This is a genomic window from Caballeronia sp. KNU42 (genome assembly GCF_053760385.1).
The window spans coordinates 2,157,010-2,168,931 of record NZ_CM132388.1; the positions used below are offsets into that span (position 1 = coordinate 2,157,010).

The 11,922-nt window shown below is 60.6% G+C and carries 12 protein-coding genes; 4 read left to right on the plus strand and 8 right to left on the minus strand.

The window, feature by feature from the left end; translation table 11 throughout:
* Positions 1-8 precede the first annotated feature (8 nt).
* Genes ACSOSP_RS09605 through ACSOSP_RS09625 form a run of 5 tightly spaced genes read right to left on the minus strand, consistent with a single transcriptional unit; the run spans position 9 to position 3,925 of the window.
* Positions 9-1,286, minus strand: a complete 1,278-nt coding sequence (locus ACSOSP_RS09605) for a dihydroorotase (protein WP_455306031.1) — start codon at positions 1,284-1,286, stop codon at positions 9-11.
* 4 nt (positions 1,287-1,290) lie between these two features.
* Positions 1,291-2,322, minus strand: coding sequence for an aspartate carbamoyltransferase catalytic subunit (locus ACSOSP_RS09610; protein ID WP_455306033.1), 1,032 nt, complete (start codon positions 2,320-2,322; stop codon positions 1,291-1,293).
* 55 nt (positions 2,323-2,377) lie between these two features.
* On the minus strand, positions 2,378-2,893 hold the full coding sequence (pyrR, locus tag ACSOSP_RS09615; protein ID WP_455306035.1) for a bifunctional pyr operon transcriptional regulator/uracil phosphoribosyltransferase PyrR: 516 nt from the start codon (positions 2,891-2,893) through the stop codon (positions 2,378-2,380).
* A complete protein-coding gene (gene ruvX, locus ACSOSP_RS09620) occupies positions 2,880-3,350 on the minus strand; it encodes a Holliday junction resolvase RuvX (protein WP_455306037.1) in 471 nt (156 codons plus the stop codon). Before ruvX ends, pyrR begins: the two co-directional genes overlap by 14 nt.
* Positions 3,347-3,925 (minus strand): YqgE/AlgH family protein, encoded by a 579-nt coding sequence (locus ACSOSP_RS09625; protein ID WP_031362713.1) that lies wholly within the window; start codon positions 3,923-3,925, stop codon positions 3,347-3,349. The genes ruvX and ACSOSP_RS09625 overlap by 4 nt, the downstream gene beginning before the upstream one ends.
* Positions 3,926-3,954: 29 nt before the next feature.
* Between ACSOSP_RS09625 and ACSOSP_RS09630 the strand changes: the two genes are divergently transcribed.
* A complete protein-coding gene (locus ACSOSP_RS09630; protein ID WP_455306040.1) occupies positions 3,955-5,406 on the plus strand; it encodes a cryptochrome/photolyase family protein in 1,452 nt (483 codons plus the stop codon).
* A 40-nt stretch (positions 5,407-5,446) separates the two neighbouring features.
* Here ACSOSP_RS09630 and ACSOSP_RS09635 read toward each other — a convergent pair whose 3' ends face one another.
* Together ACSOSP_RS09635 and ACSOSP_RS09640 are read right to left on the minus strand one after the other, a co-directional pair.
* Complete coding sequence (locus tag ACSOSP_RS09635) at positions 5,447-6,805, minus strand: hypothetical protein (protein WP_455306042.1); 1,359 nt, start codon at positions 6,803-6,805, stop codon at positions 5,447-5,449.
* A 361-nt stretch (positions 6,806-7,166) separates the two neighbouring features.
* A complete protein-coding gene (locus ACSOSP_RS09640) occupies positions 7,167-7,337 on the minus strand; it encodes a rubredoxin (protein WP_025527884.1) in 171 nt (56 codons plus the stop codon).
* Positions 7,338-7,713: 376 nt separating this feature from the next.
* Between ACSOSP_RS09640 and thiD the strand changes: the two genes are divergently transcribed.
* A complete protein-coding gene (gene thiD, locus ACSOSP_RS09645; RefSeq protein ID WP_455306046.1) occupies positions 7,714-8,598 on the plus strand; it encodes a bifunctional hydroxymethylpyrimidine kinase/phosphomethylpyrimidine kinase in 885 nt (294 codons plus the stop codon).
* A gap of 25 nt (positions 8,599-8,623) precedes the next feature.
* On the plus strand, positions 8,624-9,445 hold the full coding sequence (locus ACSOSP_RS09650) for a DUF72 domain-containing protein (protein WP_455306048.1): 822 nt from the start codon (positions 8,624-8,626) through the stop codon (positions 9,443-9,445).
* A gap of 77 nt (positions 9,446-9,522) precedes the next feature.
* Here the strand turns inward: ACSOSP_RS09650 and ACSOSP_RS09655 are convergent, their stop codons facing one another.
* Positions 9,523-10,761 carry a glycosyltransferase family 4 protein gene (locus ACSOSP_RS09655; protein WP_455306050.1) on the minus strand — a complete coding sequence of 413 codons (1,239 nt, stop codon included), beginning with the start codon at positions 10,759-10,761 and terminating at the stop codon, positions 9,523-9,525.
* A gap of 392 nt (positions 10,762-11,153) precedes the next feature.
* Between ACSOSP_RS09655 and ACSOSP_RS09660 the strand changes: the two genes are divergently transcribed.
* Positions 11,154-11,864, plus strand: a complete 711-nt coding sequence (locus ACSOSP_RS09660; RefSeq protein ID WP_455306052.1) for a 4'-phosphopantetheinyl transferase family protein — start codon at positions 11,154-11,156, stop codon at positions 11,862-11,864.
* Positions 11,865-11,922: the final 58 nt, after the last annotated feature.

Genomic DNA, 11,922 nt, shown 5'->3' on the forward strand with positions numbered 1-11,922 from the left:
AGGACCGGTCAGCGCGATTCATAGGCGATATGCCCGGACACAAGCGTCATGAGTACCCGTGCAGGCAGCTCATAACCGAGGAACGGTGAGTTGTGCCCCTGGCTCTTGAGCCTGGCGGGCTCGACAAGCCATTCGGCGGCGGGATCGAAGAGGCAGAGATCAGCTGTCTCGCCCACGGCAATACGCCCGGCATTGAGCTTGAGCACGCCGGCCGGCGCCGTCGTAATGCGCGTAAGCGCCTTCGCCAGCGGCACGCCCGCCTCCCGCGCCCATTTCACCGTCAGCGACAGCAGCAGTTCCAGCCCGGTCGCGCCCGGCGTCGCTTCGGCGAAAGGCAGCAGCTTTTCGTCATCGTCAAGCGGGGTGTGATCGGAGCAAATTGCATCGATGGTGCCATCGGCCAGCCCCGCGCGAATCGCATCGCGGTCACGCTGCGAGCGCAACGGCGGATCGAGGCGAAACTGCGAGTTGAAATAACCGATGTCCATATCGGTCAGATGCACGTGGTTGATGGTCACGTCGCAGGTCACGGCCAAGCCCTCGGCCTTCGCCTCGCGCACAAGCGCCACGCCCGCCGCCGACGACAAATGCGACAAGTGCACCCGCGCGCCCGACACCCGCACCAGCTCGAAAATAGTATGCAGAGCGATGGTTTCCGCCGACACCGGCACGCCCGACAAGCCGAGCCGCGACGCGACCGCGCCACTCGCCGCCACGCCGCCGCTCGCCATATACGAGTCCTGCGGACGCAGCCACACGGCATAACCGTAGGTCGTCGCATATTGCAGCGCGCGCAACAGCGTGCGTGTATTGACAATCGGTGTATCGGCTTGCGAGAAACCGATGCACCCCGACTCGGTCAACTCGACCATTTCGGTGATCGCTTCACCCTTGAGCCCCACCGTCAACGCGCCGAGCGGATACACGTGCGCCTGATGCAGCTTCTGCGCGCGGAACTTGAGCATTTCGACGAGACCCGGTTCATCGAGAACGGGATCGGTATCGGGCGGACAGACGAGACTCGTCACGCCGCCTGCGGCAGCAGCCGCCATTTCCGACTCGAGCGTCGCCTTGTGCTCAAAACCCGGCTCACGCAAGCGCGCGCTTAAATCGACGAAACCGGGCGCGAGGGCCAGGCCTTTCGCATCGATCACCCGCGCCGCGTGGAAATCAGCGGGCGCATCGCCAATAGCGACGATCTTCCCCGCCGCGATAAACACATCGGCCTGGGTTTGCGTGCCCGCAGCCGGGTCAATGAGCGTGCCGCCCTGAATATGGATCTTCATTGTCTTAGTCGTTATTTCCGGCAACGATGCCCATTACCGCCATCCGCACGGCAATACCGAATGTGACCTGGTTGAGGATCACCGATTGCGGGCCGTCGGCCACTTGCGAATCGATTTCCACACCGCGATTCATCGGTCCCGGATGCATCACGATAGCGTCGGGCGCAGCCAGCGCGAGACGCTCCGGCGTGAGTCCCCAGGACTTGAAATACTCTTGCGCCGAGGGCAGCAAGGCTCCGCTCATGCGTTCGTTCTGCAAGCGCAGCATGATGATCACATCGACGCCCTTCAGCCCTTCGTCGAGGTTGTGATACACGTGCACGCCCATCTCGTTGAGATTGCTGGGCAGCAAGGTACGTGGGCCAATCGCGCGCACTTCCGGCACGCCGAGCGTGGTCAGCGCATGAATGTCCGAACGCGCCACGCGCGAATGCAGGATGTCACCCACGATCGCCACGCGCAGATTCGTGAAATCGCGCTTGTAATGGCGGATGGTGTACATGTCGAGCAAACCCTGTGTGGGGTGTGCATGACGTCCATCGCCGGCATTGATCACGTGCACGTGCGGCGCGCAATGCTCGGCAATCAGGTACGGCGCACCGCTCGACGCATGGCGCACGACGAACATATCCGCATGCATGGCCGAGAGGTTGTTGATGGTGTCGAGCAGCGACTCGCCCTTGCTCGTGGACGATGCATTGATATTCAGGTTGATGACATCCGCCGAGAGCCGCTTCGCGGCGATCTCGAACGTGGTCCGGGTGCGCGTGGAGTTTTCGAAGAACAGGTTGAAGACTGACTTGCCGCGCAGCAGCGGCACTTTCTTGATCTCGCGATCCGTCACGCTGACGAACTGTTCGGCGGTATCGAGAATATGCGTGACGATCGCGCGCGGCAGTCCTTCGATGGTGAGCAGATGCTTGAGTTCGCCGTTCTTCGTGAGCTGCGGATTACCTTTGAGAAAACCGTAGCGCGAAGCCGCCGGTTTTCGGTCCGGCATGCTGCTTTCGGCAGAACCCTGGGTGTCCGTGTTCATGTCCATCCTGATGGTGCGTTGTTTTTTGTCGGGGAAGGTGGCGCTGCTGCGCCTTTTAATCCGTGCGAGCTTCAGTCGTGAACGCCAGCGTGCCGTCATCGCGCTGCGTGAGCACGAGATTGGCATTCGCGGGCACATCGACCAGGCCGCCGGTAAAACGCGCTGCCACGGGTAACTCGCGGCCGCCGCGATCGGCGAGCACCGCCAGTTCCACGGAGGCCGGCCGGCCGAAATCATAGAGCTCGTTGACGGCTGCGCGTACGGTCCGGCCCGTTGAGAGCACGTCGTCGATCAGCAGGATCTTTCGGTTGTCGACTTCGAACGGCAGCGACGTCGGGCTGGCCTGGCTGTGCAGGCCCTTCTTTGCGTAATCGTCGCGATGCAACGAGACGTTCACCACGCCGAATTCGGCCACGTTCAGGTCTTTGGCCAGCCGTTCTGCGAGCCACACGCCACCGCTATAAATACCGGCCAGCACCGGCGCGCCCTCTTGCGTCAGCGACTCGCCATAAGCGGCGCGAATCTGACCCAGCAACTCGCGATACAGCGCCTCGGCGTCAATAGAACTCATGGTTGTCATCAAGTCCGTCTAGATACTGTTGGAGGATGACGCGCGCAGCTTCGGCGTCGATATCGTCGTAACGGCCCTTCGCATTCATCTTCACGCCGTTGCGCTTCATTTCGGCCTTCGCTTCCACCGATGAATACCGCTCGTCCACCCACGTCACCGGCACGCTGAAGCGGCCATTCAGCTGATTGCCGAAGCGCGTGGCCAGCTGGGTCATTTCGTGCGGCGTGCCGTCGGGGTGCATCGGCAGGCCGACAATCACCGTCATGGGTTTCCATTCGGCAATTAATTGACCCGCCATTTCGAAACGATATTCACGGCTGCGGTTTTCAAACACCGTCAGCGCCCGGGCGTGTCCGGTCAACGTGTTGCCGACCGCGACGCCAATGCGTTTCTCGCCGTAATCGAAGGCGAGCAGCGTGGCTTCGGTGCGGGAGTCAGGGCGGTCGTCACCCGTCATGCGTGGCCCGCTTCGCCCGACAGCATGGAAAGCGACACGCCAAGCAACGACAGCGCCGCTTGCAGCTTGTCTTCAGCGGGCACGTCGAAAACGATGCGCGGATCGGCTTCCACCGTCAGCCAGCCGTTCTTGGCGATTTCTTCTTCAAGTTGCCCCGCGCCCCAGCCGGCATGGCCGAGCGTGAGCAGGAACCGTGCGGGCCCCTTGCCGCTCGCAACCGCTTCGAGCACGTCTTTCGACGTGGTCATCGCAAGGCCGCCGGGAACACTCATGGACGATGTGTAGACATCGCCGTCGGCCGGATCGTGCAGCACGAAGCCGCGTTCGGTCTGCACCGGGCCGCCAAAATAAACAGGCAAATGCACGAGCGGCTCGATCTCGAGTTTCAGGTCGATGCGATTGAAAAGCGATTGGAGGTCGATGTCGGTCGGCCGGTTGATCACCAGGCCAAGCGCACCGCGCTCGCTGTGATCGCAAAGGTAGACTACAGTCCCCGAGAACGTGGGATCGGCCATGTTGGGCATGGCGATCAGGAACTGATTGGTCAAATTGATGCGATCGGAAGTCTTGGACATAATTCAAATTTTTTCAAAGGCACTGCTTGATGGCCGACTTTGATCTGGGACTAGTCTGGTTTCGACGAGACCTGCGCGTAGCAGACCATGCTGCACTTTATCACGCACTAACACGCTGTCGCCGGGTGCTGTGCGCGTTCGTTTTCGACAGCGAAATTCTCTCGCCCCTTCCTCAAAACGATCGGCGCGTGCCGTTTATTCATGCCAGCCTGATTGAACTCGATAAAACCCTGCGCGACGCGGGCGGTGGGCTGATCGTTCGGCACGGCGTGCCGTCGCACGAGATTCCGGCGCTGGCCCGCGAATGCGGCGTCGGCGCCGTCTTCACCAATCGCGACTATGAACCGTCTGCGAAGGCGCGAGACGAGGATATCGGCAAAAAACTGGCCAGTGCAGATGTAGCGTTTTTCACGTTCAAGGACCAGGTTATTTTTCATCAGGACGACGTGCTGACGGGCGCGGGAAAACCGTACACCGTGTTCACGCCCTATAAGCGTAACTGGCTGGCATCGCTCACGCCGGACGCCTTGAAGCCGTATGCGTCGGAGGATAATCTCGCTGCTTTGGCGCGGCCGCCAAGTGGTGTGAAGCATGCCATTCCCTCGCTGGAATCGCTTGGATTCAGTGCCGCACACGCGCCCGCGTTGCCGGCTGGATCGAGCGGCGCGTACCAGCTCTTCGATGATTTCATCGACCGCATGGCCAATTACGACCGGACCCGGGACTTCCCGTCCGTCAAGGGACCGAGCTATCTCAGCGTGCATCTGCGGCATGGCACCATCTCGATTCGCGCGTTGGCCCGCACCGCCCACGACGCTCAGCGCCACGGCAATCGGGGCGCGGAAACATGGCTGTCTGAACTGATCTGGCGCGACTTTTATTTTTCGGTGCTGCACCATTTCCCGTATGTTGGCGTACCGGGCGACCACAAGGCGTTCAAACCGGAATATGACCGTATCAAGTGGGAAACGGGCGATGCCGCCGATGCCAATTTCGCCGCGTGGTGCGAAGGCCAGACCGGGTATCCGCTAGTCGATGCCGCCATGCGCCAGATCAATCAGTCGGGTTATATGCATAACCGCTTGCGGATGGTCGTGGCGAGCTTTCTCACCAAAGATCTCGGACTTGACTGGCGGCGGGGGGAACAGTATTTCGAGTCGCTGCTGAACGACTTCGAGCTGGCATCGAATAATGGCGGGTGGCAGTGGGCGTCATCCAGCGGCTGCGACGCGCAACCGTATTTCCGCATTTTCAATCCGATCACGCAGTCGGAGAAATTCGATACCCACGGCAAGTTCATCCGTCATTACGTGCCGGAACTCGCCGCTTTGTCGGATAAGGACATCCACGCGCCGTGGAAAGCGAAACCGGATGCGTTGAAGGCCGCGAAGATTTCGCTGGGCGCTGAATACCCCATGCCCATCGTCGATCACGATGCGGCGCGCAAAGTCACACTCGCGCGGTATGCCGCAATCAAGTAGCTCAATTCACGCGCGGGGCCTGACTGTGAACGTGAGCGCTTTATCGCGCGACCGTCATGCCCCTCTCGATCATCGCGGTCAGCGCCGCAACAGACGCCCCGCCCTCCGACGGCGCAATCCCCGCCGCTGCCTGATGCAACATCGCGCCGAGCGCCTGAGCGGCCTTCTCGGGAATCGCGGCATCGAGCGGCGAGCCCTCCGGCGTTGTCTGTGCGTCATACGCAATCCGCCGCCACGCGAGCCCGAGCGTGTCGGCAAGCAACGCGACATGACCCAGACCCAGCGCACACGCCGCCGCGCCCAGCCGATACGCCGCGTCGGCAGCCTTGAGCGCGGCCGGTACATCAATAAGGCTTGCTTCCCGCGCCGACATCCCATGCTCGATCAACGCGCCAATAGCCGGCTCGGCGCTCGTCAGGAAGTCCTCGTACGCAACCGCGTTCACGCGCAATACGCCCAGATCGCGAGTGGAGGCATCACGCGCCTGCTCCGCATTGCGCTCCCACGCGTCCTCGGACGCCTGCGACGCGGCGACATGCCAGTCCACCGTCAGACCATAGTCGCGCAACACATCGACCTGGACGGAATCCTCCGCTGACGCGCCGTATAACGCGTAATCGCGCCACAGCAGCGCAAGCGCGGCGCGCACCAGCGACTTGGGCGCATGCGACAAGCCGTGCGCCTGGTCGGCGAGAACCAGATTGAAGCGAGCGTACAGGCGATGCGCGTCAGCGGCGGTGTCGGGATCGGGTTGCAAACGCAATGCCTGGACCACCGCCCCCGCCAGACGCCAGAAATCGTAGGGATCGGGACCGGCGAGATCGGCGAGACACGCGTCCAGGATAGAGACGATTTCCGCCTCTCCCCTCAACTCGCCGGCCTTCAGACGCAGCAGCATCAGCAACGCGCGTTCATAGTGCGCCCGCACGCGAGCAAGGCGCTCAGGGGAAATGGAACGCAGCGTAGCCGGCGCAATGGCGCGGCCGGCGAGCGCGAGGTCATCGAAGGAAACGGGCGCGGCACGGGTATGTGCAGCCATCAGCGCATGCAGCCCGCGATAATGCTCGAACAGCAGCGTGGAACAGGCAAGCTCGCGCAGATTGCGGCGCTCCACGGCCGCGCTGAAATCACGCAGCGCCTCGGCGAACTGGTTGCGATTTTTGTCGGTGAGGCTGGCAAGCGGCGACACCAGCACCAGGGTCTCGCCGAAACGCTGCGCCGGCAGCCAGCCCGCCGAGTGCAATGCACCAATCCCGCGGCGCAGAACCCCGAGCGTGTCGCCGTCGCGCATGAATGCGTGCAGCGCGTCGGTCAGCGCCATTTCCGCAATCCGCACGGCGCCCCCGCGCGGGTTGGGCAATGCCTGGAACGTGTTGCTCAAGCCGGATTGTGTTGTCATGGAACGCTCACGAGCCGACGCTGGCGCTAAGCCGTGCATCGGATGGATCTTGATCGAACCCGGGCACGTTTTCGCCAGGATATGCCGATGCATGCCGCCGCATCCCCTCTGGCGATACAACCCGGACACACGCCCGAAGAGTCGAGTCGAGCCAACTCGCTGGCCGAACGTTCCTGCTCACTGATCTGATTGTGGCCTAACTGACCATCATGCGCGCCGCGAACCACGAAGCGACCACGAAGCGACCACGACGCATCACGCGAAGCGCGTGCCTGTTGCCCACTCGTAAACAAAGGCGCGCCGCATGAAGGCATCCCATCCATGCGGCGCGGTTTTTCCTGCACGACATCCGAGCCTTTGCTCAGATCTGGACCATTTCGAAGTCTTCCTTGCGTGCGCCGCATTCGGGACACGTCCAGTTGATTGGAACGTCTTCCCAGCGAGTGCCCGGCGCAATCCCTTCCTCGGGCAGTCCCGCTTCTTCGTCATAGATCCAGCCACAAATCAGGCACATCCAGCTTCTGTATTCCATACTTATGTCGCGTCGGGCAATCGGTTAAATGAGTGCATGATGGTACCGGTTTGGCGGCGCGATGCCTAGCAATGCAGCAGCGTCGGCCGATCGGCCGGGATTCGGCCAAAATTCCGAAGGCTTTCGGGTTTCATCAGCGTCTTGATGGCACCGTCACTGGCCCCGTCACATCAGCGTTACACGGCGCGCAACGCCCTTCCGGCCAGTATCGGTCCCTCGTTGCATCGCTTCCCGCGCACTGTTTCACCCGCTTTTGGTGCGAAAAAAAGCCCATCTCATGTGTCCGCGTGACTTTAGGCCGCATAATCGTGCCGTTTGCGCCGACTCCTTGTCCGGCCGCTTGAATAGCCAATAGATTGAATACACGAATAATCCGATGCCCAGCGACACCCCTCCTATTGTTCTGACCTTTGGCCTGTCCGATCCCACGGGCGGCTCCGGCCTGCAGGCAGACCTGCTGACACTTGCCAGCATGGGCTGTCACGGGCTCACTGTCCTGACCGGCTACACCGTGCGCGACTCGGCGACGTGCGATGAAGTCACCGGCCTCGACCCCGATACAGTCAGCACTCAGGCCCGCATGTTGCTGGAAGATATGCCTGTAGCCGCCTTCAAGATCGGCGCGGCGACGCGCGCGGAAGTCGTGAGCGCAATTGCAGAAGTGGTCGCCGACTACGACGACGTGCCGCTGATCCTCGCGCCCGACTTCACGCTCGACGACGAGCACGTGCTGGCGGCGGACGAATTGCGCGAATCGATCGCGGATTTGCTGGTGCCGCAAACCACCATGCTTGTCGCCGATCACGCCACGCTCCTGCAACTCGCACAGCCCGATGGCGACGCCGAAGCGCCCTCGCTCGACGCCGCGATCTCGCATTTGCTGTCGCAGGGCTGCGAATACATCCTGGCGACGGAAACGGGCACGCATCGACATGTGAACACGCTTTACAGCGAGGAAGGCCAGATCCGGCAGGACACGTGGGACCGGACCGAGCACCGCATGATGGGCATTACCGACACGCTCGGGTCCGCCATCGCCGCATTGCTGGCGAACGGTCAGGAACCCGCGGAAGCCGCGCGCGAAGCCCAGGAATATGTGTTCCAGGCGACCCGCGCAGCGTTCAGGCCCGGCATGGGCGCGTATTTGCCGGATCGATTCTTCTGGGCGCGTTCGAACGATGACGACGACGAAACGCCGCCTGTGGTCATAGATACACAAGCGGATGCGCCACCCGTTACACCGGGCGAAGCCCGCCACTGATATTTTCCTGGAGCGAGACTCACCCATGCCGCTGCGCAAACCATCGCTCCCCCCACTCAAGCACAGTTCCGGCCCTGTACGGATCGGCTGCGCTGGCTGGGGTCTTACGGACGCGGTCGCGGAACACTTCCCCGGCGAGGGTACCCACCTCGCCCGTTATTCGCAGGTGTTGACCTGCGTCGAGATCAACTCCAGCTTTTACCGGCCGCATCGCGCGGAAACGTATGCACGCTGGCGCGACAGCGTGCCCAGCTCGTTTCGCTTTTCCGTGAAGATCCCGAAGGCCATTACGCACGACGCACGCCTCGTGAATTGCGAGCCGCTGCTCGACGCCTTCCTCGAATCGGCGACGCAACTCGGCGACACGCTCGGTTGCTGGCTGGTGCAATTGCCGCCGAGCCTCGCATTCGATCCCGAGGTGGCCAAGTCGTTTTTTACATCGATGCGCGAACGCACGGACATTCCGGTTGCGCTGGAAGCACGGCACGAGAGCTGGTTCACGAAAAGCGCCGCGACCTTGCTCAAGTCGAAAAAGATCGCGTACGTCGATGCTGATCCACAACCCGATGACTGTTTCATCGCGCATCGGGCAGATACGTCGCTGGTGTATTTCCGGCTGCATGGCTCGCCGGAGATGTACCAGTCGTCCTATGAATTTCCCTACCTCGATGCCCTCGCGCTCACGCTGCACGACCGGGCGAAAAAAGCGCACGAAGTCTGGTGCATCTTCGATAACACCGCCGCCGGCCATGCCCAGTTCAACGCGTTGCGCGTGAAGAGCCGGCGCGCGTTGAACCCGCGTCCGAAGCGCCTCTCCGAGAAAGAGAAAGCGGATGCTGGCGTGTAGGGCGTGTCTCTCGATGATCGTTCAACCAAGGCCTTCTATTAACGAAAGAACGAGAGAACGAGAGGCCTTGATACGCACTATGGCGTGACTTTCTGATGCGCTGCAGCAACGCTATACGGCCTCGCTTTCAGCGCATTTTTATACACCTCCAGATAAGCCTCGACCATGGCCTTCGGGCTAAACGATTCCGCGTAATTGCGCAAACGCGCTGGTGTCTGAGGATCTTTCAACAGCCGGACAGCCTCGTGGATCTTGTCGATCACCGTATGCGGCTGATCAATGTCGAAGACCAGGTGTGAGTTCGGCTCGATCACCTCGGGGATGCCGCCGGTGTTTGCGCCAACAACGGGAACACCGTGCGAATAAGCCTCGACCGTGACACGGCCGAATGGCTCATTCCACTTCGACGGCACAACGAGAATGTCGATGCTCTGAAGGAATTGCGCGGGCACCACGTGGCCGACGAAGTTGATGCGCCGATCGTTATACGTGCTCTTCAGCGTAGCCAGGTAGGCTGCGTCACCGCTGCCGGCAATCGACAAGGTCCAGTTCAGCGACGAATCGCGGCACAACTGGTCGAGAAGCACTTCTATGCCTTTCTCGGGGGATACCCGCCCAAGCACGCCGAGCCGAACTACGCCTTCGGGCGATACGTTCGACACCACAGGCGGCGCTTCGCTCTTCATTGGAAGATAGCAGTCGTTGATAACCCCCGTTGTGGAGGCGTTCGCGAAATATCCGCTGTCGAGATGCTTCTGCAACACGAACCGGCTCACGCCGATAACAGCATCGACACGTTGTGACGCGGTTCTCTTCGGTCCGGTATAGCGCGCGCAGACTCCGCACTGTCGTTCGCATGATTTGTTATGCGACAGCATCTTCGATGACGGGCACATCAGGTAGTAGTCGCGCGCGGTGTGAACGATCGGCACACCCGCTTGCTTCGATATACGCCAGATGCCGATGGAAAGGCATGCCAGATTGCTCGTGCTGACGATATCCGGCTTTTCCCGCTGAATGATCTTTTTTAATTTAAGTGCCATAAGGACGTTATGGACATCGACTGCGTGCCAGATCATCTTCATGATCCGCGAGTGCTTGTTTGAATTATGGGGCCAATAAAAGTTATTAAGACGCAGACGATAAATCTTCACGCCGTTCAGTTCGCTCACCCGATCAACGCCCGTACCTGTCGCACAGACGACGCACACTTCGGCGCCTGCCGCAACCAAGCCCTCCGCAAGTATTTGCGTAGATATCTCCGCCCCTCCCACCATGTCGGGGCTGTATAAGGTATTGGCTATTAATATTTTCATTCGCTTTTACGCTCGTTTGTGGATCGAATTCGGACAACGTGCGCCTCTCAGCCATTCGTCACCGTATTATTAGACCGCTGCGCGCAGGACGGCACTGTTCGATGGCCCACATGCAAACAGCCGCAGCCGTGATCGCTGATCGGCCTTAACGATATATATAAACGTTCAGGACCGCCAGAAATTCCCCTCGGGTCACGAATTGCCTGGCTGATAGGTCCACTCTCGATAACCATCCTAAGCCGATCGCGCAGTGACGCCTATACGTTTATATACGCAGGAATGACAGTCCGCAGCAACGGTTGCGGCGCAGCTGCGCTCTCCCAGCTTTTGATGACCCGTATCGATCCTGTAGAATCACGAAGCCCCGCCACCAGCCGCACTCCAGGCATTCAATGTCCTTTTCTCTCCTCGCACCGCCATCGGCGCACGAAGTGCATGTCTGGCAGTGGGATCTCGATGACTGCGGTGGTGAATTTGATCGGTACTGGCAAATACTATCTGCTCAAGAGCGAGAGCGCGCCGATAAATTCCGCTTCGAACTGCATCGCCGTCGTTTCGTAGCGGGACGAGGTGAACTCAGGCGGCTACTCAGCCGCTATCTCGGGTTAACACCGAAGGAAGTCGCCCTTGACTATGGTTCGGATGGCAAACCTTTCTGCACGACTCAACCTCCTGAACGCAATATCTACTTCAACCTCAGCCACAGCGAAAATGTGGCGGCTCTCGCAATCTCGAATGGTTTCGAGGTCGGCATCGACGTAGAGAATGTTCGCCCGATCGAGGAGTGTGTGCCGCTCGAAGTATTCTCCAACCGGGAGCTCGCGCAATTCACCGCATTGCCGGATGGAGAACGACAGGAAGTCTTCTTTGAAAGCTGGGCGCGCAAAGAAGCCTGCTTGAAAGCGCTCGGCACCGGCTTTATCTTGCCACCCACTCATTTCGAGTTCGATCTTTCCATCCGCGGTGACACAATGCCTCGCTTTGTTGGCGGCGAAGCGGAAGAGGCAAGGCATTGGCGCATTTGCGCCCTCTCATCCAGTCCGACCTGTGCGGGAGCGGTAGCGGCCCGACGCACGGACTGGTCGATCGTCGAAATGAACTGAGCGGCGGCGTCTTCACCAGAGACAGAGAATCAGAGAAACGGCCCGCCGTCGAGAAACC

Coding starts and splice junctions, on each gene's coding strand:
- ACSOSP_RS09605 (WP_455306031.1), bottom strand. CDS start 1,286: ATGAAGATCCATATTCAGGGCGGCACGCTCATTGACCCGGCTGCGGGC.
- ACSOSP_RS09610 (WP_455306033.1), bottom strand. CDS start 2,322: ATGAACACGGACACCCAGGGTTCTGCCGAAAGCAGCATGCCGGACCGA.
- pyrR (WP_455306035.1), bottom strand. CDS start 2,893: ATGAGTTCTATTGACGCCGAGGCGCTGTATCGCGAGTTGCTGGGTCAG.
- ruvX (WP_455306037.1), bottom strand. CDS start 3,350: ATGACGGGTGACGACCGCCCTGACTCCCGCACCGAAGCCACGCTGCTC.
- ACSOSP_RS09625 (WP_031362713.1), bottom strand. CDS start 3,925: ATGTCCAAGACTTCCGATCGCATCAATTTGACCAATCAGTTCCTGATC.
- ACSOSP_RS09630 (WP_455306040.1), top strand. CDS start 3,955: ATGGCCGACTTTGATCTGGGACTAGTCTGGTTTCGACGAGACCTGCGC.
- ACSOSP_RS09635 (WP_455306042.1), bottom strand. CDS start 6,805: ATGACAACACAATCCGGCTTGAGCAACACGTTCCAGGCATTGCCCAAC.
- ACSOSP_RS09640 (WP_025527884.1), bottom strand. CDS start 7,337: ATGGAATACAGAAGCTGGATGTGCCTGATTTGTGGCTGGATCTATGAC.
- thiD (WP_455306046.1), top strand. CDS start 7,714: ATGCCCAGCGACACCCCTCCTATTGTTCTGACCTTTGGCCTGTCCGAT.
- ACSOSP_RS09650 (WP_455306048.1), top strand. CDS start 8,624: ATGCCGCTGCGCAAACCATCGCTCCCCCCACTCAAGCACAGTTCCGGC.
- ACSOSP_RS09655 (WP_455306050.1), bottom strand. CDS start 10,761: ATGAAAATATTAATAGCCAATACCTTATACAGCCCCGACATGGTGGGA.
- ACSOSP_RS09660 (WP_455306052.1), top strand. CDS start 11,154: ATGTCCTTTTCTCTCCTCGCACCGCCATCGGCGCACGAAGTGCATGTC.